Source organism: Bradyrhizobium manausense (genome assembly GCF_001440035.1).
Classification (GTDB): Bacteria; Pseudomonadota; Alphaproteobacteria; order Rhizobiales; family Xanthobacteraceae; genus Bradyrhizobium; species Bradyrhizobium manausense.
On sequence record NZ_LJYG01000081.1, the window covers coordinates 21,464 to 41,498 of the forward strand.

Genomic DNA, 20,035 nt, shown 5'->3' on the forward strand with positions numbered 1-20,035 from the left:
AACCGCCCCAAAAGGGGCCCAAAAATGCCAACGACCCCGGAACGGCGGACCGCGCGTACATCCGGCGCAGGCCCAAGCTATTCCAAGGTCGTCCCAGCGCCGGAGCTTTTGGCTCAACGTCGCCGTTAGGGGCTAGATGGGAACGGAAAAGCCTGATTGCAAGAGGCCGAACCCGCCCTTTTTCAGGCCATCATTGATTCGGGACTTCCCGGATCACTGGGCCCCGAGGCGCGGGGGCCACAGGGGCCGCAGGCGCCATGGCGGCGGGGGCCTCGACCTTGGCCGGCTTCGGAGGCTTGCCGTACTGGCCGATCGGCCCGAAGACGACGGCGACCGCCAGCACGACCGCGGCGACGATCGCGCCAAAAATGCCACCGACCGACTCAGACGACATACCAACCCATCCCCATTCCAGATGAGCCCTGTCATATCACGGATGAATGCACGGTCGGAAGGGCCAGGGGGCGAGTTGCGAATAGCGAATGGCGAGTAGCGAATGAAGTAAACCAGGCCTTCCCGCCCTATTCGCCATTGGCCATTCGCCACTCCCCTACTTCGCCGGCGGCCGGTGCTTGACGTAAGCGGTCACGATGTCCCTCTGCGCCGACTCCACCGCCCTGTTCGCGGTCGCGAGATGGGAGCCGGAATCGATATCAGGATATTGCGTGGTGAGATAATCGAGCAGCGCGACCCGGTAATATTGCCGCTCCGATGGACAGGCCCCCGCAACAGAGCGGCCGAACTCCTGCTCCGACAGGCCCTGATTGGAGTCGCGCGAATACTCGCGCGCCAGGCAATGCCAGTAATCGTCGCGGCCCTGCATCGCGAGCTTCTGTGCGCCCTTCGCATCGTCATCATCCGCCCTCACGGAATGTGTGGCAGCAGATGTCATCATGACGAGCGCCGCTCCCAGCATCAGCATCCGCATCTTGTTCTCCTTTTTGTGCAGATCGCGGGGCAAGCTTAGACGGGATGCAACAACTGGCCAATCACTTCTGGTTTGAATAGGATGCAGCTCTCCCCTTCCCGTCGATGCGAGATCCTCCCGTGGCCAAAGCAAAAACCGCGACCAAAAAATCCGGCAACATCTACATCGGCATCGGCGGCTGGACCTTCGAGCCCTGGCGCGGCGTGTTCTATCCGGAGAAGCTGACGCAGGCGAAGGAGCTGTCCTACGCCGCCTCGAAGCTGACCTCGATCGAGATCAACGGCACCTATTACGGCTCGCAGAAGCCGGAGAGCTTTCGCAAATGGGCGAGCGAAGTGCCCGAGGGCTTTGTATTCTCGGTGAAGGGGCCGCGCTTTGCCACCAACCGCCGCGTGCTGGCCGAGGCCGGCGATTCGATCAAGCGCTTCTATGATTCCGGCGTGCTGGAACTCGGCGACCATCTCGGCCCCGCGCTGTGGCAGTTCGCGCCGACCAAGAAATTCGACAGCGCCGATTTCGGCAAGTTTCTGGAGCTGCTGCCGCGCAAGCTCGAGGGGCGCGCGCTGCGCCACGTGGTGGAAGTGCGCCATGACAGTTTTTGCACGCCTGACTTCATCGCCCTGATCCGCGAGTTCGAGACGCCCGCGGTGTTTGCCGAACACGGCAAATACCCCGCGATTGCCGATGTCGCCGGCGATTTCGTCTACGCCCGGCTTCAAAAGGGCAATGACGAGATCAAGACCTGCTATCCACCGAAGCAGCTCGACGCCTGGGCCGCACGCTTCAAGGCCTGGGCCCAGGGAAGTGAACCCGACGACCTGCCGAAAGTTGACAAGACCAAGCCGAAAAAGGAACCGCGCGACGTGTTCGCCTATGTCATCCACGAGGGCAAGGTACGCGCGCCGCACGGCGCCATGGAACTGATCGCGCGGGTGAGTTGAGGAGGCTCCATGGCCAAGGCGAGGAAGCTCTTCACCATCGGCTACGAGCAAACGCCGCCGAAGGCCGTGCTGGATGAGCTCGAGCAGGCCGGCGTCAAGCTCGTGGTCGACGTGCGCGCGGTGACGTCGTCACGGCGGCCGGGCTTTTCCAAGAAGCAGCTCGCCGCAGGCCTCGATGAGCGCGGCATCGCCTATGTGCATCTTGCCGCATTGGGCACGCCAAAGGAAGGCCGCCTCGCTGCGCGCAGTGGCCAGTACGATGTGCTGGAGAAAATCTTCTCGAAGCACCTGAAGACGCCGGAGGCGAAAGAGCAGATGGATGAGCTCTCGGCCCTCGTGAAGAAGGCCGGCCCGGTCTGCCTGCTGTGCTATGAGCGCGACCACACCCATTGCCACCGCCAGATGATCGCGGAGATCATCGAGGAACGCGACGGGGTTGCGGTGAAGAATTTGGCAGGGCGGCAGGTGTAGCAGCAGTTGTAGTCCGTAGCCCGGATGGAGCGAAGCGCAATCCGGGACCTTCGTTCCGCGCCGGCAGTCCCCGGATTACGCTTCGCTCCATCCGGGCTACGAAGATCCTACCCCTCCCCCGCCAGGTTGAACGTCCCCTCCATCATCTGCACGCAGGCACCGCCGACATGGGCGGAGACGATCTTGCCGTCGCGCTTGACGACACGCGTCTGCAGGATGCTGGGGCGACCCATGTCAAAGCCCTGGCCGACGGTGAGCTTCAACTCGCCGTCCCCGACAGGATCGAGATCGGCGAACAGCGCGGCTGCGGCGACCGTTGCGCTGCCGGTGGCGGGATCTTCGGCGAGACCGCCGGCGCCGCGCATGAACATGCGCGCCTGCCGCTCGCACGGCGCCTCCGAGGCGGGCACATCACGCGTGTAGAACCACACCGAGCGGGCGTCGTCGCGCGGCAAGATCCTGCCGAACGCGGCCGCGTCGGGCCTTGCCCGCTTGAGCGCCTCACGCGACACCACCTCGGCCACCAGAAACGGCGTTCCGACGCCAACGACTTGCGGTGCATGATGTTCGATCCTGATGTCGTCGGCCGCGAGCGAGATGCAGGCCGCAACATCAGCGGCGGACACTTCCGCCCATCGGGACAGCGGCTGCGGCGCGGTCAGCTCGGTGCCGATGACCCGCCCCTGCTCGCGAAAAATATCGATCGGCACGAGGCCGGCCTTCTCCTCGAACCGCAAACGCGACTTCGGCTCCCTCGCAAGGCTCGCCAGCACGAAGGAGGTGCCGACATTGGGATGCCCCGCGAACGGCATCTCCCTCACCGGCGTGAAAATGCGAACCTCGGCGTCGTTATCCCGGTCGCGCGGCGGCAGCACGAAGGTCGTCTCGGAATAATTGAACTCGGTCGCGATCGCCTGCATCTGCTGCGTCGAGAGCCCGGCAGCATCGAGCACCACGGCGAGCTGGTTGCCGCCGAAGGCGCGATCGGTGAACACGTCGACAGTGATGTAGCGGCGCTGCATGGTGCTTCCTCACGCTAATGGCGGCGGCAACCCGCGCCGCTTCGCGCAACACTCTACAAACCGCCGACATCGTCCGTCATGCCCTAAAATAGAGAGCAATCGGAGCAATCGCGCTCGCGCCTCAGAAGCGGAAAAGGGGTCGCGGCGATGCCAGCACCTGCGCGCGCTCGCGCTCGTCGACGATGAGCGTGTCGAGAAATTGCCGGTTCTTGGCGTAAGTCTGCGTCGCCTCGAACTGCGTGTGCGGCCAGTCGCTGCCCCACAGCAGGCGATCGAGGCCGTAGGCATTGCGAAGCAGCGGATAGGCCTCCTTGGCAAAGCTCTCGCCTGCCGCGCCGTTGCGATACGGCGCAGAGATCTTGACCCACACGTTCTTCGTCGCCCCTAGCTTCAGCACGGATTGGAAGCCGGGATCCGCGACGCCGGCCTTGGGATCCGGCAGGGCAAAGTGATCGAGCACGACGGTGACGCCGAGCTCGAGCAGACGCGGAGTGAGCACGGCGAGATCGGACGCGTTGCGCTGGATCTCGACCTGCCAGCCCATCGCCTTCACGTTGGCGAGCAGTCCCTTCCATTCGCTTGCCGAAAGATCAGGCAAGGGCTGGCCGACGAGATTGAGGCGGATGCCGACCACGCCGGCCCGATCGAGTTCACGCAGTTCTTCGGCGGGCACGGCAGGATCGACGACGGCAATGCCGCGCAGGCGGCCGGCCGTCTGCTTGAGGCAATCGACGAGATAGGAATTGTCGGTGCCAAGGAAGCTCGGCTGCACCAGCACGCCATTGCTGATGCCGTTGTGGTCGAGCTGTTCCAGATACAGCGACAGCGGCGCGTCGTAGTCGGGCGCATAGCGCCGGCCCGGCGCGAGCTTCAGTCCGTGGTGGAAGACATGGGCGTGGGTGTCGATCACAGGCATCGTCGCCTCACCTGCCGCTTTGCCCGCAGCCGCGATGGCCGCCAGGGCTGCGGCGCCCGCGCTGAATTGGCGGCGCGTCATGCCGCGATCGGTTATCTTCATGTTGATTACCCCTCATTCCCGTCAAACGCGCGCGGCCGCAGTCTGCTCGAACACCTTGCCGCGGGTTTCGGGCAGCAGCAGAACCGCGATCAGCACCAGCGAATAGGCGAACGCGGCGTCGATGCCGATCGCGGGCCCAAGGCCGATGTGATCGCTGAGAAAGCCGACCAGGAAGGGGAACGCGGCGGAGACCACGCGGCCGAAATTGTAGCAGAAGCCGACACCGGTGCCGCGGACGCCGGCCGGATAGAGTTCGCTGAACAGCGCCGCCATGCTCGCTGGGATGCCGGCCGAGAAGAAGCCGAGCGGAAAGCCGAGCACCAGCATCTGGCCGTTTGTCAGCGGCGCAAAGATATAGACCAGCACGGTGGCGATGCAGGCGCTGGCGAAGAACGCCACGTTCGCGCGGCGGCCGATCCGGTCGCTGACGATCCCGCTGGCGACGCAGCCGCAGAAGAAGGCGATGATGATGACAGCGAGATATCCGCTGGACCCGAGCACCGAGAGGTGCCGCACTTCGCGCAAGTAAGTCGGCAGGAACGTCGTCAGCGCGGCATAGCCGCCATGGGCGCCGATGCCGAACAGACCGCCGACCAGGGTCGAGCGCAGCACGTCGCGGTGGAAGATGCCGGCGAGCGTCGCGAAGAATGGTGCCTCTGCGTCCCTGGCGGCAGCGCGCGGCGGCTCCTTCAGTCCGCGGCGGATGAAGATGATGAGCAGCGCCGGCAACAATCCGATCGCGAACAGGATCCGCCAGGCGATATCGGCCGGGGCATAGGTGAACACCAGCGCGGACAGCAGCACGGCCGCGCCCCAGCCCACGGCCCAGGCGCTCTGCACCGTGCCCAGCGCCTTGCCCCGATGCTCGGGGCGGATGATCTCGGCCATCAGCACCGCGCCGCAGGCCCATTCAGCACCGAAGCCGAGGCCCTGGATCGCCTTGAGCACCAGGAGCTGGGTGTAGCTCATCGCGAATGCTGACGCGAAGGTCGCAAGCGCGAAGGTCGCGACCGTGATCTGGAGCGCCTTGACGCGACCGAAACGATCGCCGAGCGCGCCGCCGAGCCAGCCGCCGAACGCGCCGAAGAACAGGGTGACCGAGCCGAGCAGGCCCGCATCGGCCTTGCTGATGCCGAAGGCGGCGATCAGCGCGGGAATGGCAAGACCGAACATCTGGACGTCGAGCGCATCCAGCGCCCAGCCGCCAAAGCTTGCCCAGAAGGTGCGCCGCTCCAGCGGCGAGCTTTCACTGTACCAGTTCGACATGTTTCCTACCCCTGTACGCGTTTATTGCTTGGTGTCGTTGAAGGCCGCCATCACCGGATCTCGGCGTGGTAGCGGAAGCGATCCGCCGGCCCGCGCGAGCGGCGCCATTCGATCGGCCGCCGTTCCAGATCGAGTGCGAGGCGCTCGATCACGATCAGCGGTGCGTGCGCCTCGAGGCGCAACAGCCGGGCCTGCATTTCGTTGGCTGTCTCGACCGTCAAAACTTCTTCGGCGGAAACCACGACCTCGCCGCAGCGCTCTTCGTAGAGCGGATACAGCAGGTCGCCGAACTCGGCGGTGTCGATTTCGAGAATTGGCGCAAAGCGCGATTGCTGAAGCCAGATTTCCTCGGCGAGCAGCGGCACATCATCGAGCAGCCGCAGGCGCGACAGGCTGATCACGGGTTCGCCGACGGGAATGCGCAGCGCTGAGGCGACCGCCGTCGTCGCTGGCACGCTCTTGCGCCTGAGGATGCGGCTCTTCGGCACGCGCCGCTCGCCGCTTTGGGACTGGAAACGGAAGAAGCGGAACAGCGAGGAGTTGAAGCGGGCGCGGCGCACGAAGGTGCCGCGGCCCTGCTGCCGCTCCAGCACGGCATCCGCGACGAGCCGGTCGATCGCCTTGCGCACCGTGCCGATGGCGACGCCGTAATGCGCCGCCAACTCGGCCTCCGATGGGATGGGCTCGCCCGGCCGCCATTCATTGCGGTTGATCCGCGCGGCGAGGTCGTCGCGCAGGCGCTGGTAGCGTGGCAGGCGGTCGTCGTGCGAGGCCGGATTCATATAGTCATATAGATGACTAGATGAGATAGGAGTCAAGCGCTACTAGAATACCGCATGCAGCAGATACGAAGCCGGGCTGGATATTTCAGCACGCGCCTGCAAAGAAACGCGAGCGATCCCCTCACCCCAATTGAAACACGGCGACCGGCTGTTCATAGCCGCGCACCGTGACCTCGCCGAGCGCGACCGCATCCTCGCCGTCTTCACCCAGCGCCTCGCGCACGGACGATGAGATCAGGAGCTGCGAACCAAACTCTTTATTGAGCGCCTCGAGCCGCGATGCGAAGTTCACGGTGTCGCCGATCACGGTATATTCCTTGCGCCTGGGCGATCCGATATTGCCGGCGACGACCTCGCCGAAATGGATGCCGATGCCGATGCGCAGCGGCCAGCTCGTCTGCGCGTTGATGTGATCCATCGCGGTCAGCATGTCGCGGCCTGCGGCGACCGCACGATGCGCGGCATCGGAGGCCTCCAGCGGTGCGCCGAACAGCGCGAGAAATCCGTCGCCCAGAAACTTGTTCACGATGCCGCCATGGCGGTCGAGAATATCGACCAGCACGGCGAAAGCGCCGTCGAGCCGGTCGACGACCTCCTGCGGGGTGCGCGACTGGGCGCCGGCGGTGAAGCCGCGGAAATCGACGAACATCACGGCGACGCGCCTGATATCGCCGGCGACGCTGGTCCCCTCCGCCATCAGCCGCTCGACCACCTGCGGCGAGACGTGCTGGCCGAACAGGTTGGTCACCCGGTCGCGCGCGGTCGCCGCCGCGATGCTCGCGCCAAATTGCCGCCGCAACTGCGCGCCGACGGAGCCCGCGAGCACGCCGCAGAGCAGGATGACGGCGCTGCGCACGGTGTGGAAGTAGATCAAGGGTTCGCCCGCGGCGTTCGCCGAATCGAAATACAGCGCGACCGCCAGCAGTTCGCTTGCTGCGACAAATCCCGTGAAGGTGGACAGCCAGAAATCGAGCCGCAGCGTCGAAAGAATGACGAAGATGAAATAGACGAACGGCAGCACGAAGCCGAGCGCGGGCCCAGCGCCCATGCTGCGGATCTGCAGGATCAGGATCAACGTCGGCAGCGACGTTTCGATGAAGGCCCCGATATAGCGCCTGACCACCGGCAGGTCGCGATCGAGCTTGAGGTTTCGCCTGATCTGGCTGTGGACCCAGACCTCAAACAGCAGGAAGCCTGCAACAAGGACATATTCGCGGACCATGCCGTCCGTCCCGCGCCAGATCCGGTTCGCGATGGCAGGGTCGATCAGGAAAGTCGCCGTGAGCAACACCAGCATGACGAGGCCCGTGGCGATCAGCGCCTGCACCCGCAAGAGCTCGGTCCGCAGCACTTCGCGCGTCAGCTCGCGCTCGAACTCCTCCGACAAGACGGCCCTCTGCCGGGCTCTTAAGAAGCTAACCATTATTCCCCCGGGTCATTCCGGGGCGATGCGACAGCATCGAACCCGGAATCTCGAGATTCCGGGTTCACGCTTCGCGTGCCCCGGAATGACCTCAGCTATTGTGCCTCAATCCAGCGTGCGGCGGAAGCGCGTCACGGCGATGGTCATGGCGACCAGCATCAAGATGGCCAGCGCCAACGTATCGAACCGCAGGTTCGGCATGGTGGCGCCCTTCAGCATGATGGCGCGGACGATGCGAATGTAGTGCGTCAGCGGCAGGCATTCGCCGATATATTGGGCCCAGGCCGGCATCCCCGCGAACGGGAACATGAAGCCGGACAAGAGAATGCTCGGCAGGAAGAACATGAATGACATCTGGATTGCCTGCAGTTGATTCTGCGCGATGGTGGAGAACGTGTAGCCGATCGCGAGATTTGCAGCGATGAAAAGGGTCGAAAGTCCCGCCAGAAGGAACAGATTGCCGAGCACCGGCACGCCGAACAGGAACACTCCGATATTGACGATCAGGAAGGCCTGGACGAAGCCGACCAGGATGTAGGGAACGATCTTGCCGATCATCACCTCGACCGGCTTGATCGGCATCGACAGGAGGCTCTCCATGGTGCCGCGTTCAATCTCGCGCGTCACCGACAGCGCCGTGAAGATCAGCATCGTCATGGTGAGAATGGTGCCGACAAGTCCCGGCACGATGTTGAGCCGCGATTCCGCCGCCGGATTGTAGCGCGCATGGGCGCGGATCTCGAACGGCATCGCCGGGGGATCGCCGATATAGAGATCGTGCGCGAGTGCGGTCTGCACGATCATGCCGAGCGAGCCGAGTGCGGAGCTTGCGGCGACCGGATCGGTCGCGTCGGCTGCAACCAGCAGCGCCGGCTTGTCGCCGCGCCGCACCGCGCGCTCGAAGCCGCGCGGGATCTCGACGCCGAACAGCACCTTGCCGGACTTCAGCAAATTGTCGAACTCGTCGACGTCGTGCACTTCGTAGACGAAGCGAAAATAGGCGGTATTCTCCAACGCCTTCAGGATCGAACGGGCAAGGTCCGAGTCCTCCTGCAGCAGCACCGCGCTCGGCAGATGGTGCGGCGTGGTGTTGATGGCATAGCCAAACAGGAGAAGCTGCATCACCGGGATGGCTATGATCATCGCGAACGAGACGCGGTCCCGCCGAAGCTGAATGAACTCCTTGGCCATCATGGCATAGGAGCGACGCCAGAAGCCGAAGCGGTCGCGGATCTCCCGTGCGGGGCCGGTTGTCTGGACAGTGCTCATTGGAAATTGTCCTTGGAGCGGCCCATCAACTCGATGAAGACGTCCTCCAGCGAGGGCGCCGATTTCTGCCAGTGCAGCTCACCCTTCTCGCGCCACGGCGCGATGCTGGCTTCGAGGGCGGCGATGTCGCGGCCCGAGACGTGCAGCGAGGTGCCGAACGGCGCCACCATGTCGATCCCGGGCTTGCCGGCAAGCTGGGCCGCGAGGCCGTTCAGCTCGCCGGTGACAGTGTAGGTCACTAGCGCGGACTTCGCGATCACCTCGTCGACCGTGCCGTGCGTCAGGAGGTGGCCATAGGCGATATAGGCGATCTCGTGGCACCGTTCGGCCTCGTCCATGTAATGGGTCGAGACCAGCACGGTGAGGCCACCGGCGGCGAGCGCATGGATCTCGTTCCAGAAATCGCGCCGCGCCTTCGGATCGACGCCGGCGGTCGGCTCATCGAGCAGCAGCAATTCCGGATTGGGCAGCGTGCAGGCTCCCAATGCAAGGCGCTGCTTCCAGCCGCCGGAGAGCTCGCCCGCGAGCTGCTCCTCGCGGCCCGAGAGGCCGAGCCGCTTGATCATGTCGCGCGCAGCCCCGCGCGCGTCGTCAAGGCCATAAAGCCGCGCAACGAATTCGAGGTTCTCGCGCACGGAGAGATCCTGGTAGAGGCTGAAGCGTTGCGTCATGTAGCCGACCTTGCGCTTGATCTTTTCGGCATCGCGCAGGATGTCGTAGCCGAGACAGGTGCCTTCGCCGCTGTCGGGCGTCAGCAGGCCGCAGAGGATGCGGATGGTCGTGGTCTTGCCCGAGCCGTTCGGCCCGAGGAAGCCGTAGATCGAGCCGCGCTTCACCTGCATCGACAGGTCGTGCACGACCTCGCGGCCGCCAAACGACTTGGTCAGGCCCTTGACGTCGATCGCGATGTCGTTCGCACCGTTCATCGCTTGTCCGCCACCGGAGTTTTCGGGTTGAGATAGACGTCGATCGGCTGCCCTACCCGCAAGGCATCGGGTCGCGACGGCCGCGCCTGGATCAGATAGACGAGCTTGTTGCGCTCTTCGAGGCTGTAGATCACGGGCGGGGTGTACTCGGCCGTGGTCGCGATGAAGTAGATCTTGGCGGTGAGATCGGCCGCGCAATTGTCGCAGGCGATGCGCACCGTGTCGCCGATCGACAGCTTCGGCAGCTCCGTTTCCGGCACGAAGAAGCGCAGCTTCATGTTGCCGGGCGGCATGATCGAGAGCACCGGCCGCTGCGCCGCCACCATCTCCCCTTCGCGGAAATAGATCTGCTGGATGGTGCCTGCAACAGGCGCAAAACCCTTGCGGCGCGCTAGTCGCGTCTCCGAGGTTGCCACCCGCGCTTCCGCGACACGCAGCGACGACACGGCGGAATCGAGATTGGCTTGCGTGCCCGAACCGGTCTTGCTCAGCGAGGCTGCGCGATCATAGGTCTGCTGCGCATTGGCCAGTGTCGCCTTGTTCTGGTTGAGATCAGCGAGCTGGAGATCATCATCGACGGAATAGAGCTGCTCGCCGACCCTGACCTCGTCACCCTCCCGGACGTTCAGCTTCGTTACCCGCCCGGCCTCATCCGGGCTGACATAGATCATGTCGGCCTCGACCCAGCCCTGGAAACCGGGATCGCGCTTCTCCTTGCAGCCGGCAAGTCCGGTTGCGAGCACGGTGGCCAATGCGATTGCAAAAATCCTTTGCGACGACGTCATGTCGTCCTCCGCTCACCAAAAATCAAATCGAGATGGACGCGCAGCATGTCCTGCGCGTCGAGCGGCGCGTGCCGCGCAAACAGGCTTTGCCAGATCACCGCGATCATCGCCGGCGCGATCAGGATCTGCGGATAGCGCGCAAGCTTTGCCTGTTGGATCTCGCCACGGGCAATGCCGAGCTCGATCAGCGCGCGCATGCCGGCCATCCCCCGCGAGACCACCTCGCGGTAGTAGAAGTCCGCCACCGCCGGAAAGCGGGGCCCCTCCGCCACGATCAGGCGGACGAGATCGCCGCGCCTTGTGCCGATCACCTCTTTGAGAAAATTGCCGGCAAAGGTTTCGATCAGATCGCGCACCGAGCCCGTCGGCGGCGGCAGCGCGTTCAGCTTCGCCACCACCGGGACGATCACGGTGCGCACCAGCTCCTCGAACATCGATTCCTTGTCCTTGAAGTGCAGGTAGATCGTGCCCTTCGCGACGCCGGCGCGCCTGGCGATGTCGTCGAGCCGCGTCGCGGCAAAGCCGCGCGTGATGAACTCCTCCATCGCCGCCGCGACGATCGCATCGCGCCGCTCCGCCGCGCGCGTGGCCCGGTTCGACACCGGCGCGGCTTCGTCGCCGGCTTCCGCATTGCGCGTCTCTGCTTTGGCCGTAGCCGCTTTGCTGAACTTCTTTGTCATGCTGCATTTATGACTGACTAGTCAGTCAATGTCAATGAGACTTGGGCCATTCCCCGGCACAACGAATTAGTATTGACTAATGCATTAGTGCCCACTAATTGATTGACATGATCGAAGCCGCCCCCAATCCCGTCACCGCCGTGATGCGCGCCCTCGCCGATCCGACCCGACGCGCGGTGTTCGAGCGGGTGTTCGACAGCAAGGAGATCAGCGTCGCCGAGCTGACGCGCGGCAGCGGGGTGACGCAGGGCGCGATCTCGCAACATCTGAAATCGCTGAAGCAGGCGGGCCTCGTCGCCGAGCGCGCCGAAGGCCGCAACGTCTATTACCGCGCTGCGCCGCAAGGACTCGAACCGCTTGTGACCTGGATCGATCATTACGGTGTCTTCTGGCGCGAGCGCCTCCAGAACCTGCGTGACCTCTTGAAGGAGATCGACCCGTGAATGCAGCCGCGTTGAAAGCCGAAACCAAAGATATCGTGATGGACGAGGTGCTCCCTCACGCGCCGGAGACGGTCTGGAAGGTGCTGACATCCGCCCAGTTGATCGCGCGCTGGCTGATGCCGCCGACCGGCTTCGAGGCTGTCGAAGGCAATGTCTTCACCTACCAGACCAAGCCGGGCGGCCACTGGGACGGCGTCATCCATTGCCGCGTTCTGGAAGTCGTCCCTAACAGGCGTCTGGTCTACGCCTGGAAGGGCGGCGACGAGCGTAACGTTGGCTACGGCGCGCCGCTCGACACTGTCGTGACCTGGTCCCTCACCCCCGTCGAAGCCGGCACGCGCATTCAGCTGGTTCATGCCGGCTTCATCATGCCGAGGAACGACAGTGCTTACACCGTCATGAGTGGCGGCTGGAAGAAGGTGATCCGGCAGCTCGACGAAATCAGCGGCGAAGACAGTTGAGGAGTTATTGCGATGACCAAGCCCTATACCGGCGGCTGCGCCTGCGGCGCGATCCGCTATTCTGTCGTCGGCGAGCCCATGTTCTCCAATCATTGCCAATGCCGGGACTGCCAGCGCGAAAGCGGCACCGGCCACGGCTCCTACGCCACCTTCCCGCGCGCCGGCGTCACGGTGACGGGCAAGGCCAAGACATGGGACATGACCGGCGACAGCGGCAACGTGAAGACGCGCGCCTTCTGCCCCGAATGCGGCGTCGCTGTCTACATGACCTTCAAGGCCATGCCAGACATCTTCACCATCCGCGCCGCCAGCCTCGACGAGCCCACCCGTTACAAGCCGCAGGCGGTCACCTACGCCGTGCGTGCGTATGACTGGGATCCTCTCGATTCCGGCCTGACGAAATTCGAGAGGATGCCGCCCGGTTGAGGCGCTCGAACACGCTTTAGCCAAAGTCGAGCACCATGCGGCCGTCGATCTTGCCGGCCTTCATCCGCTCGAACACGTCGTTGATTTGCGAAAGCGGCACTTTCGTCACCTCGGCTTTCACCTTGCCGTCGGCAGCGAACGCAATGGCCTCGTCGAGATCCCTGCGGGTCCCGACGATGGAGCCGCGCACGGTGATGCGCTTGAGCACGACATCGAAGATCGGCGTCGGGAATTCGCCCGGCGGCAGGCCGACGAGGCTGACGGTGCCCTTCCGCCGCACCAGCTTCAGCGCCTGCGCGAACGCGGCAGTCGACACCGCCGTGACCAGCACGCCGTGAGCCCCTCCGCCGGTCGCCGTCAGCACCTTGTCCACGGCGTCTTTTGCGAGCGCGTTGACCGCAAGATCGGCGCCAGTCTCGCGCGCGAGCTTCAGCTTGTCCTCGGCGATATCGACGGCCGCGACCTTGAGCCCCATCGCCTTGGCGTACTGGATCGCGACATGGCCGAGCCCGCCGACGCCCGAGATCGCAACCCACTCCCCGGGTCGCGCGTCCGTCTCCTTCAATCCCTTGTAGGTAGTGACGCCGGCGCAGAGGATCGGCGCGACGGCCGCGAAATCGATCGTCGGCGGCAGCTTCGCCGCGAAGGCCGCCGAGGCGATGACATATTCGGCAAAGCCGCCATTCACGCTGTAGCCGGTGTTGTGCTGATGCTCGCACAGCGTCTCCCAGCCGGTCTCGCAATATTCGCAACTCATGCAGGCGTCGTGCAGCCAGGCGACGCCGACGGCATCGCCGACCTTCAGATTTTTGACGCCGGGCCCGAGCGCCGCGATGATGCCGGCGGCTTCATGGCCGGGAATGAACGGCGGCACCGGCTTGACCGGCCAGTCGCCCGAAGCGGCGTGCAGGTCGGTGTGGCAAACGCCGCAGGCCTTCACCTTGACCAGGACTTCACCGGGACCGGGCTGCGGTACCGGTACATCCTCAATCACCAGCGGCTTGCCGAATTGTTTGACAACAGCGGCTTTCATGGTCGGCATTGCTCTGCTCCATTGCATGACGCAAGTAGACTAGCAATGCCGCACAGCTCTCACTTGATTGGAGTCAAACAACGCAGGTTTATTGGTCGCGCTGCGGAGCGCAGAGCACGCGCGGCAGCGAAGAGCGCGCCTGGCAGCGAAGAGCGCGCCTGGCAGCGCAGAGCGCGGAGCGCGCTTGGCGTCAGCTATGGAACTTCAATCCGTCGACGATCTTATCGATCAGCCTCCGCTCGGCGCGCATTGCGATGCCGACGAGATTGAGATCGCCGCGCGCGACCGCCCTCACGACCTCGCGATTGGCGGCATCATGCGTGGTCTTGAACATGTCCTCGGTGTAGACCGCCGGCGTGACGTTGCGCGTGAGTGCGCGATCGAGTGCGCGCGACAACGCCGGACCATCCGCACCATAGATCAGGATCGGCTGGCCGATCAGCGCTAGATACTTCGTGCTTGAAGCGTCCTCATAGGCCTCGCCGATGCACTCCGGAAAGGCAGCCGCGACGCCGCTTGTCAGGAATGACGCAACATTGAGCTTCTGCCAGGCCTGGAGGTCGTTGCGAATGACAACGGCGATCTTGGTATCGAACTGCATGAATTCTCCCCGCGCACATCCAAGCATCTGGCAAGCGTCTGGAAAGAAAAGAAAATCCCGAGCGCTGCGACTGCTGATGAAATGTAACGCGAATTCTCCGAGCGATCACAGCGCAGAAATTTCAATGCGGGATGCGATCGGCTATGCTTCTCTCCGCCGGTCAAGTCGGATATACGTCGATGCCCTGTCACTGAACTGACATAAAGCTACCAATGTCCGAAACCGGCGCCATCAAGCGAGCACTCGAACCGGTGCGGCGTCTCGCCGGGTCAAACAACCAGCACGTTGCAATCAAGGACGCCCGGGCTTCCGCTGCGGAACAAAAACCTGGTTCCAAACTCTCCGGCATCGAGCCCCCGCGCAGTGGACCACGTCCCGCCGGCCTGCCGGCCGAGGATATCGGCGCCGAAGCGACGACGCCGGATGTCGCTTCGCCCCGCGATGTTGCGCCTCACGCGAGCGAAATCGAACTCAAGCTGCTCGTGGCTTCCGATCGTCTGGCGGATTTCAACAATGCGCCGATCATCGCAGCGAATGCGCGCAACAAAGGGGCGCGCAAGCATCTCAAGGCTGTCTACTACGATACGCCCAAGCGCGCGCTTCGGCGTGACGGATTCAGCTTCAGGGTGCGCCAAAGCGGCACGCGATTCACGCAGACCGTGAAAACGGAATCCAGCAACGATCCGCTGCGACGTGGCGAGTGGGAGGCAGCCGTGCCGTCGATGGCGCCCGACATCGCGCTGGCCATGCCGCTGGTGTCGGACAAGCTGCGCACTGAGCTGGAGCGTCACCCGGTCGAAGCCGTCTTCAGCAGCGACATCCACCGGCATCAGCGCCTCGTCGACTTGCCGTCGGGCACGGTCGAACTCGCCTTTGATCATGGCCATCTGACCGCAGGCGATCGCTCGTTGCCGGTCAGCGAGATCGAGCTGGAGCTCAGGAGCGGCAGCCCGTCCGCGATCTGGGAGCTCGCACTGCGGCTCGCCGAGCATGGTTCCGTGAAACCGTCGATCCGGACAAAATCGGCGCGCGGATTTGACCTCGCGGCCGATGCGCCGCCGCGGACCCCGAAGCCGCCGAAGCTTCGTCTCGATCCATCGATCTCGCTCGACGAAGCCTTCGCCGAGATCCTGCGATCCTGTCTGTTGCATTTGCTCCAGTCGTTGCCCCTAGCCGAGGACGGTCGCGACCCCGAGGGGATGCACCAGCTTCGCGTCGCGCTGCGCCGCCTGCGCTCCGCGCTCGACCTGATGCGGTCGGTGGTATCGCTTGCCAAGCTCGACCTGATGCGCGCTGAAGCAAAATGGCTTGCGGGACGTCTCGCCGGCGCGCGTGACTGGGACGTGTTCCGGCAGGAGACGTTGCGAACCGTCGCGGACGGCTGTCCGTCGGTCACCGGCTTCGACACGCTCGGCGCGCTCGCAGACGAACGTCGCGCAGCCTGTTACGATGCGGCCCGCCTCGCCCTCGCCGACCGACGCTGCCAGTATTTCGTGATCGGGCTCGGCGCCTTTATCGAAGCGCGCGGCTGGCGCAGCGACGTTGCTCCCGAAGGCCTGGCGCGACTGGCGGAGCCGGCGATCAACTTCGCACGCAACATCCTGTCGGCGCAGCATGCCAAGGTGCTGAAGCGCGGCCGCAGATTCAAATCGCTGACGGCCGAGCAACGGCACCGCGTCCGCCTCGCCGCGAAGAAGCTGCGCTACTTCGCCGACTTCCTGCTGCCGCTCTGCGGGCACGGCAAATCCGCAAAGCGCTTCTCGCGCAAGCTCGCGGATCTGCAGCAGGAGCTCGGAATCTACAACGACATGGCGACGACGTCGTCGCTGCTCGCCGACGTCAATGCCGGCGCGATCGGCAGCAGCATGGTCGCGGCGGCGATCACGGGCTGGCAGGCCCATGCGACGGTCGGCGTCGAAGCGCGGCTGCTAAAGGCCTGGTCGGAATTCGCTGGAGCCAAGGTGCCCTGGTCAGTGGACGCGGCGGAGCAGCCGATCAAGCTGGTACAAACCAGCGCGGGCTGGCTGCGCTAACGGCAGTTCGACCCTTGATTAGCCTTTGGCGTCGCACGCCCAGGCCCGGATCACGCATTCCTTGCCGCCATATTTGTAGCATTCGCGGGTCGCGGCATTGAGCGAGGCCGAGATCTTCGGCTTCACGGCGTAGCCATAGGCGCCACAGGGATTGGTCATGTCGACTGACATGGCCGCACAGGCCCGCCTCATCGTCACCGTCGTGCATTCGCCCTTGCACTGCTTTTGAGCGGCGGCACGTGCCTCGTGCTCGGCGCCGTAATCATAGGCCTGGCCATACGCGCCGCACTTGCCAACGGCAAGGGCGCCGGCCGCATGAGCCTCGGTTATATGACGGGCGCCGGCGACACAGACCGACAGCGCAAAGAAAAACATCGCGCAACGGCGCGCGACGACGGTCGTAACCATGGAAAAAACCCCTCACCCCCAAGGCAAGCGGCGGCAACTCTAAGCGGCGGTCGTTTCCAGATGGTGAATGGGTGGTTGAAGCCATGACGGAATAGTGACGCCGCATAACACACTTTATAATAGTAATTTTTCATAGCGTTATTTAAGGTCGTATAGCGTCAAGCAGACAGGCAGGGAAACGCTCATGCGTCCAATCAATTCAATGCTGTTCGGAATCGCTGCGGCGGCCTGTCTGATCGGACCCCTGCCTGCGCGTGCGCAGTCGGTGAACTGGACCTGGACCAACCAGTATGGCTCGACCCTGGCGATCACCAGCTTCAACCAGAACACGGGCGCGATCGCGGGGACCTACACCAACAATGCAGCGAGCAGTTGCGATGAAGGCAAGCCGCAGGGCGTGACCGGCTGGCTGGCCTACGGCAATACGGGCACCGCGATCAGCTTCTCGGTGAATTACCTCGGCTGCGGGTCGACCGCCGTCTGGACCGGACAGCTCAACAACTCGGCCGGATTCCAGGGACTGTGGTATCTGTCCCTCGGCGAGGCCGTCGCATGGAACGGCATCAGCGCGGGCGCCGACACCTTCACCTTCAGCAGCGGCGACAAGAGCCTGCTGACGAAGAGCGGCGTCGATCTGAAGGCCGCCAGCGAGAAGCTGTCGAACACCAAGAAATAGGCAAGCAGGGACCCGCAGGGTGGATTAGCGAAGCGTAATCCACCAATGTGTCATCGCAGAAAAGGAAGTGGCGGGTTACGCCAGCGGACCGCGCTTCGCGCAGCCGCTGTCTAACCCACCCTACGAAGTTACAGCACCTTCAACCGCGCCTTGCCGCTTCCAGAGCCTGCGGCGTGTCGATGTCGAGGAAGGCACTCTCGCCGTCGACGGGCACTTCGGCGACCGCCTCGGTGTGTTTTGCGATCAAATGCCGCGCGCCGACGTCGCCGTCGAGCGTCATCAATTCCTTGAAGAAGCGACGCGACCACAGCACGGGATTGCCGCGGCGGCCTTCGCTGACGGGCACGACGATCAGATTGCCACGATCAGGCGCAAAGCTGTCGATCAGGCGATCGATCAGGCCGGCATCGATCAGCGGCATGTCGCCGAGGCAAATTACGGCGCCGTCGCTGGCGTCGGGCACGGCCGCAATGCCTGCTTTCACGGAGCTCGCGATGCCGCCGGCGAAATCAGGGTTCTTGACGAACCTTACGTTTAGGCCTTGCAGCGCCTGCTCGACCAGCTCGGTCTGATGTCCGGTGACGACGATCACCTCGGATGCTTTGGAGGCCAGCGCCTGTTCGGTGGCGATCCGCACCAGCTTCTTGCCGTCGAGCTCGGCGAGCAGCTTGTTCGGCCCGCCCATGCGGGTGGAGCGGCCGGCCGCGAGCACGATGGCCGCGACCTGGCTGTTGCCCTCGATCTCGGGCTTTGCGCGCGGCTGCGGCCGCGTCACGATCTCCATCAGCAGGCCGCCGACTCCCATGCCCATCAGCTCGGAGCGTGTCACCTTGATGCCGGCGAGCAGACGCATCAGCACCCAGTCGAATCCGTTCTCCACCGGCGAGCGCGCGCAGCCCGGCGCGCCCAGCACCGGCACGCTGCCGGCGCGCGCGATCAGCAGCAGATTGCCGGGATCGACCGGCATGCCGAAATGTTCGATCTCGCCGCCGATTCCGGTGACGGCAGCCGGAATCACATCGCGGCGGTCGGCAATTGCGGAAGCACCAAACACGATCACGAGCTCGGCGCCAAGCGCGAGCAATTCCTTGATCGCCGCCGACAGCGCGCGCTCATCGTGCGGAACCCGCCGTTCGGCGACGATGCTGGCACCGGCCGGCGCGAGGCGCTCGGCGGTGACGCGCAAGGTCTTGTCGACCACCTTGGACGACAAGCCCGGCAGCAGCGTCGAGACCACGCCGACACGCTTGATGACATAGGGCGCGATTTTCAGCACGTCCTTGCCGGCCGCCTTCACCGCGGCATCGCGCAAGCCGCCTTCGACACCGAACGGGATGATCTTCACCGTGCCGACCATCTCGCCTTCGACCACCGGCTTGTAGGCGGCGAGCGTGGCAAAGGTGATGGCCTCGTCGACATTGTTGATGCGGTCGACCGCGGCGCGGTCGATGACCAGCACGCCCGGCCGCGCGGCGAACAAATTGGCGCGGCCGGTAAAGGCGCGCTCGACATGGATGCCCTCGCCGCCGATGGCAAGCGCGATGCTGGCGGCCGCGACGTCCTCGGAAACGTCGCCTTCCTCCATGCGCACCACCACGATGTCCTTGATGCCGGCGCGCTCCAGCTGCTCGACCTCGGCAGGCCCGATCGTCGTGCCTTTCTTCAGCACCAGCGGTCCCTGGCGCAGGGTGTGGACGGTCACCCCGCCGATCGCATCCCTGGGGCTCGCGGGGCCGAACTTCATGCCGCTTCTTCTTTTTCCTTGGGCGGCAGCCGCAGCACCGCCGTGATCTCGGCCATGATCGCCACCGCGATCTCGGAGGGTGAGACCGCGCCGATCGCAAGGCCAATGGGCGCGTGGATGCGCGCGATGTCGCTTTCCTTGGCGCCCTGCGCCCGCAGCCGGTCAGCGCGCTTGGCATGCGTCTTTCGCGAGCCCAGCGCGCCGATATAGAAGCAGTTGCGCTCAAACGCATGCAGCAGCGCGGGGTCGTCGATCTTGGGATCGTGCGTCACTGCGACGAAGGCGGTGTAGGCATCGACATTGAGCGGCGGCAGCGCGGTCTCGGGCCATTCGGCGACCAGCGGAATGTCGGGGAAGCGCTCGGGGCTGGCAAAGGCCGTGCGCGGATCGACAACGGTGACGTCATAACCGAGCGAGCGCGCCAGCGGCGCCAGCGCCTGGCTGATATGGACCGCGCCAATGATCACGAGCTTCGCAGTCGGCGCGTAGACGTTGAGGAACAGTTTTTTACCGCCGGCCTCGACATTGGCGCTCTTGCCCATGCGAAGCTGCTTGTCCAATTCAGTACGCAGCGGGTCCTTGGCGAAGTCTGCCGCCTTCACCAGGCGCTGCTCGCCGCTCTCGGTGTCGGTCACCAAAATCACCGGCCGGCGCGCGGCGCGCTCGGCATTGAGTTCGTGCAGAATGGAGAGCTTCACG

23 protein-coding genes are annotated in these 20,035 nt (G+C 64.4%); 7 read left to right on the plus strand and 16 right to left on the minus strand.

Annotation, left to right across the window (positions count from 1 at the left end):
• Positions 1 to 190 precede the first annotated feature (190 nt).
• Both AOQ71_RS18220 and AOQ71_RS18225 read right to left on the minus strand, forming a co-directional pair.
• Positions 191 to 394 (minus strand): hypothetical protein, encoded by a 204-nt coding sequence (locus AOQ71_RS18220; RefSeq protein ID WP_057748802.1) that lies wholly within the window; start codon positions 392 to 394, stop codon positions 191 to 193.
• Positions 395 to 550: 156 nt separating this feature from the next.
• On the minus strand, positions 551 to 928 hold the full coding sequence (locus AOQ71_RS18225; RefSeq protein WP_057748952.1) for a hypothetical protein: 378 nt from the start codon (positions 926 to 928) through the stop codon (positions 551 to 553).
• A gap of 104 nt (positions 929 to 1,032) precedes the next feature.
• On the opposite strand from AOQ71_RS18225, the gene AOQ71_RS18230 reads away from it, so the two are divergent.
• Together AOQ71_RS18230 and AOQ71_RS18235 are read left to right on the plus strand one after the other, a co-directional pair.
• A complete protein-coding gene (locus tag AOQ71_RS18230) occupies positions 1,033 to 1,869 on the plus strand; it encodes a DUF72 domain-containing protein (protein WP_083514301.1) in 837 nt (278 codons plus the stop codon).
• 9 nt (positions 1,870 to 1,878) lie between these two features.
• The gene (locus tag AOQ71_RS18235; RefSeq protein WP_057748809.1) at positions 1,879 to 2,340 is read left to right on the plus strand and encodes a DUF488 domain-containing protein; all 462 of its coding nucleotides are present in this window, start codon (positions 1,879 to 1,881) and stop codon (positions 2,338 to 2,340) included.
• Positions 2,341 to 2,447: 107 nt separating this feature from the next.
• Here AOQ71_RS18235 and AOQ71_RS18240 read toward each other — a convergent pair whose 3' ends face one another.
• The 9 genes from AOQ71_RS18240 to AOQ71_RS18280 form a co-directional block, all read right to left on the minus strand.
• A complete protein-coding gene (locus tag AOQ71_RS18240) occupies positions 2,448 to 3,362 on the minus strand; it encodes a PhzF family phenazine biosynthesis protein (RefSeq protein WP_057748811.1) in 915 nt (304 codons plus the stop codon).
• 121 nt (positions 3,363 to 3,483) lie between these two features.
• On the minus strand, positions 3,484 to 4,380 hold the full coding sequence (locus tag AOQ71_RS18245; RefSeq protein ID WP_057748814.1) for an amidohydrolase family protein: 897 nt from the start codon (positions 4,378 to 4,380) through the stop codon (positions 3,484 to 3,486).
• A 21-nt stretch (positions 4,381 to 4,401) separates the two neighbouring features.
• The gene (locus tag AOQ71_RS18250) at positions 4,402 to 5,646 is read right to left on the minus strand and encodes an MFS transporter (protein WP_057748818.1); all 1,245 of its coding nucleotides are present in this window, start codon (positions 5,644 to 5,646) and stop codon (positions 4,402 to 4,404) included.
• A gap of 50 nt (positions 5,647 to 5,696) precedes the next feature.
• Positions 5,697 to 6,428 (minus strand): GntR family transcriptional regulator, encoded by a 732-nt coding sequence (locus AOQ71_RS18255; RefSeq protein ID WP_057748821.1) that lies wholly within the window; start codon positions 6,426 to 6,428, stop codon positions 5,697 to 5,699.
• 121 nt (positions 6,429 to 6,549) lie between these two features.
• The gene (locus AOQ71_RS18260) at positions 6,550 to 7,851 is read right to left on the minus strand and encodes an adenylate/guanylate cyclase domain-containing protein (RefSeq protein ID WP_057748824.1); all 1,302 of its coding nucleotides are present in this window, start codon (positions 7,849 to 7,851) and stop codon (positions 6,550 to 6,552) included.
• A gap of 105 nt (positions 7,852 to 7,956) precedes the next feature.
• Positions 7,957 to 9,120, minus strand: coding sequence for an ABC transporter permease (locus AOQ71_RS18265; protein ID WP_057748827.1), 1,164 nt, complete (start codon positions 9,118 to 9,120; stop codon positions 7,957 to 7,959).
• Positions 9,117 to 10,046: an ABC transporter ATP-binding protein gene (locus AOQ71_RS18270; protein ID WP_057748830.1), complete on the minus strand. Its 930-nt coding sequence runs from the start codon at positions 10,044 to 10,046 to the stop codon at positions 9,117 to 9,119. The genes AOQ71_RS18265 and AOQ71_RS18270 overlap by 4 nt, the downstream gene beginning before the upstream one ends.
• A complete protein-coding gene (locus AOQ71_RS18275; RefSeq protein WP_057748833.1) occupies positions 10,043 to 10,831 on the minus strand; it encodes an HlyD family secretion protein in 789 nt (262 codons plus the stop codon). Before AOQ71_RS18275 ends, AOQ71_RS18270 begins: the two co-directional genes overlap by 4 nt.
• Positions 10,828 to 11,511 carry a TetR/AcrR family transcriptional regulator gene (locus AOQ71_RS18280; protein ID WP_083514302.1) on the minus strand — a complete coding sequence of 228 codons (684 nt, stop codon included), beginning with the start codon at positions 11,509 to 11,511 and terminating at the stop codon, positions 10,828 to 10,830. Before AOQ71_RS18280 ends, AOQ71_RS18275 begins: the two co-directional genes overlap by 4 nt.
• Positions 11,512 to 11,618: 107 nt before the next feature.
• On the opposite strand from AOQ71_RS18280, the gene AOQ71_RS18285 reads away from it, so the two are divergent.
• From AOQ71_RS18285 to AOQ71_RS18295, 3 genes are read left to right on the plus strand one after another with little or no spacing between them, the layout of a single operon-like run.
• Positions 11,619 to 11,954, plus strand: a complete 336-nt coding sequence (locus AOQ71_RS18285) for an ArsR/SmtB family transcription factor (RefSeq protein WP_057748836.1) — start codon at positions 11,619 to 11,621, stop codon at positions 11,952 to 11,954.
• The gene (locus AOQ71_RS18290; protein ID WP_057748839.1) at positions 11,951 to 12,415 is read left to right on the plus strand and encodes an SRPBCC family protein; all 465 of its coding nucleotides are present in this window, start codon (positions 11,951 to 11,953) and stop codon (positions 12,413 to 12,415) included. The genes AOQ71_RS18285 and AOQ71_RS18290 overlap by 4 nt, the downstream gene beginning before the upstream one ends.
• Positions 12,416 to 12,427: 12 nt before the next feature.
• Positions 12,428 to 12,841: a GFA family protein gene (locus tag AOQ71_RS18295; RefSeq protein WP_057748841.1), complete on the plus strand. Its 414-nt coding sequence runs from the start codon at positions 12,428 to 12,430 to the stop codon at positions 12,839 to 12,841.
• A gap of 16 nt (positions 12,842 to 12,857) precedes the next feature.
• Here the strand turns inward: AOQ71_RS18295 and adhP are convergent, their stop codons facing one another.
• Positions 12,858 to 13,883: an alcohol dehydrogenase AdhP gene (gene adhP / locus AOQ71_RS18300; protein WP_057748844.1), complete on the minus strand. Its 1,026-nt coding sequence runs from the start codon at positions 13,881 to 13,883 to the stop codon at positions 12,858 to 12,860.
• A gap of 181 nt (positions 13,884 to 14,064) precedes the next feature.
• A complete protein-coding gene (locus AOQ71_RS18305) occupies positions 14,065 to 14,475 on the minus strand; it encodes a DUF2000 family protein (protein WP_057748847.1) in 411 nt (136 codons plus the stop codon).
• 212 nt (positions 14,476 to 14,687) lie between these two features.
• Between AOQ71_RS18305 and AOQ71_RS18310 the strand changes: the two genes are divergently transcribed.
• The gene (locus AOQ71_RS18310; RefSeq protein WP_083514303.1) at positions 14,688 to 16,508 is read left to right on the plus strand and encodes a CYTH and CHAD domain-containing protein; all 1,821 of its coding nucleotides are present in this window, start codon (positions 14,688 to 14,690) and stop codon (positions 16,506 to 16,508) included.
• An 18-nt stretch (positions 16,509 to 16,526) separates the two neighbouring features.
• Here AOQ71_RS18310 and AOQ71_RS18315 read toward each other — a convergent pair whose 3' ends face one another.
• On the minus strand, positions 16,527 to 16,916 hold the full coding sequence (locus AOQ71_RS18315) for a DUF4189 domain-containing protein (RefSeq protein ID WP_057748850.1): 390 nt from the start codon (positions 16,914 to 16,916) through the stop codon (positions 16,527 to 16,529).
• A 184-nt stretch (positions 16,917 to 17,100) separates the two neighbouring features.
• Between AOQ71_RS18315 and AOQ71_RS18320 the strand changes: the two genes are divergently transcribed.
• Positions 17,101 to 17,592 carry an avidin/streptavidin family protein gene (locus AOQ71_RS18320; RefSeq protein ID WP_057748854.1) on the plus strand — a complete coding sequence of 164 codons (492 nt, stop codon included), beginning with the start codon at positions 17,101 to 17,103 and terminating at the stop codon, positions 17,590 to 17,592.
• Between the two features lie 139 nt (positions 17,593 to 17,731).
• Here AOQ71_RS18320 and AOQ71_RS18325 read toward each other — a convergent pair whose 3' ends face one another.
• The gene (locus AOQ71_RS18325) at positions 17,732 to 19,336 is read right to left on the minus strand and encodes an NTP transferase domain-containing protein (RefSeq protein WP_057748857.1); all 1,605 of its coding nucleotides are present in this window, start codon (positions 19,334 to 19,336) and stop codon (positions 17,732 to 17,734) included.
• Positions 19,333 to 20,034, minus strand: a complete 702-nt coding sequence (locus AOQ71_RS18330) for an XdhC family protein (protein WP_057748862.1) — start codon at positions 20,032 to 20,034, stop codon at positions 19,333 to 19,335. The genes AOQ71_RS18325 and AOQ71_RS18330 overlap by 4 nt, the downstream gene beginning before the upstream one ends.
• Between the last annotated feature and the right edge of the window lies 1 nt (position 20,035).

What these genes read in the sequence shown, in the direction of transcription:
- AOQ71_RS18220 (WP_057748802.1), bottom strand. Translation starts at nt 394, where the DNA reads ATGTCGTCTGAGTCGGTCGGTGGCATTTTTGGCGCGATCGTCGCCGCG.
- AOQ71_RS18225 (WP_057748952.1), bottom strand. Translation starts at nt 928, where the DNA reads ATGCGGATGCTGATGCTGGGAGCGGCGCTCGTCATGATGACATCTGCT.
- AOQ71_RS18230 (WP_083514301.1), top strand. Translation starts at nt 1,033, where the DNA reads ATGCGAGATCCTCCCGTGGCCAAAGCAAAAACCGCGACCAAAAAATCC.
- AOQ71_RS18235 (WP_057748809.1), top strand. Translation starts at nt 1,879, where the DNA reads ATGGCCAAGGCGAGGAAGCTCTTCACCATCGGCTACGAGCAAACGCCG.
- AOQ71_RS18240 (WP_057748811.1), bottom strand. Translation starts at nt 3,362, where the DNA reads ATGCAGCGCCGCTACATCACTGTCGACGTGTTCACCGATCGCGCCTTC.
- AOQ71_RS18245 (WP_057748814.1), bottom strand. Translation starts at nt 4,380, where the DNA reads ATGAAGATAACCGATCGCGGCATGACGCGCCGCCAATTCAGCGCGGGC.
- AOQ71_RS18250 (WP_057748818.1), bottom strand. Translation starts at nt 5,646, where the DNA reads ATGTCGAACTGGTACAGTGAAAGCTCGCCGCTGGAGCGGCGCACCTTC.
- AOQ71_RS18255 (WP_057748821.1), bottom strand. Translation starts at nt 6,428, where the DNA reads ATGAATCCGGCCTCGCACGACGACCGCCTGCCACGCTACCAGCGCCTG.
- AOQ71_RS18260 (WP_057748824.1), bottom strand. Translation starts at nt 7,851, where the DNA reads ATGGTTAGCTTCTTAAGAGCCCGGCAGAGGGCCGTCTTGTCGGAGGAG.
- AOQ71_RS18265 (WP_057748827.1), bottom strand. Translation starts at nt 9,120, where the DNA reads ATGAGCACTGTCCAGACAACCGGCCCCGCACGGGAGATCCGCGACCGC.
- AOQ71_RS18270 (WP_057748830.1), bottom strand. Translation starts at nt 10,046, where the DNA reads ATGAACGGTGCGAACGACATCGCGATCGACGTCAAGGGCCTGACCAAG.
- AOQ71_RS18275 (WP_057748833.1), bottom strand. Translation starts at nt 10,831, where the DNA reads ATGACGTCGTCGCAAAGGATTTTTGCAATCGCATTGGCCACCGTGCTC.
- AOQ71_RS18280 (WP_083514302.1), bottom strand. Translation starts at nt 11,511, where the DNA reads ATGACAAAGAAGTTCAGCAAAGCGGCTACGGCCAAAGCAGAGACGCGC.
- AOQ71_RS18285 (WP_057748836.1), top strand. Translation starts at nt 11,619, where the DNA reads ATGATCGAAGCCGCCCCCAATCCCGTCACCGCCGTGATGCGCGCCCTC.
- AOQ71_RS18295 (WP_057748841.1), top strand. Translation starts at nt 12,428, where the DNA reads ATGACCAAGCCCTATACCGGCGGCTGCGCCTGCGGCGCGATCCGCTAT.
- adhP (WP_057748844.1), bottom strand. Translation starts at nt 13,883, where the DNA reads ATGCCGACCATGAAAGCCGCTGTTGTCAAACAATTCGGCAAGCCGCTG.
- AOQ71_RS18305 (WP_057748847.1), bottom strand. Translation starts at nt 14,475, where the DNA reads ATGCAGTTCGATACCAAGATCGCCGTTGTCATTCGCAACGACCTCCAG.
- AOQ71_RS18310 (WP_083514303.1), top strand. Translation starts at nt 14,688, where the DNA reads ATGTCCGAAACCGGCGCCATCAAGCGAGCACTCGAACCGGTGCGGCGT.
- AOQ71_RS18315 (WP_057748850.1), bottom strand. Translation starts at nt 16,916, where the DNA reads ATGGTTACGACCGTCGTCGCGCGCCGTTGCGCGATGTTTTTCTTTGCG.
- AOQ71_RS18320 (WP_057748854.1), top strand. Translation starts at nt 17,101, where the DNA reads ATGCGTCCAATCAATTCAATGCTGTTCGGAATCGCTGCGGCGGCCTGT.
- AOQ71_RS18325 (WP_057748857.1), bottom strand. Translation starts at nt 19,336, where the DNA reads ATGAAGTTCGGCCCCGCGAGCCCCAGGGATGCGATCGGCGGGGTGACC.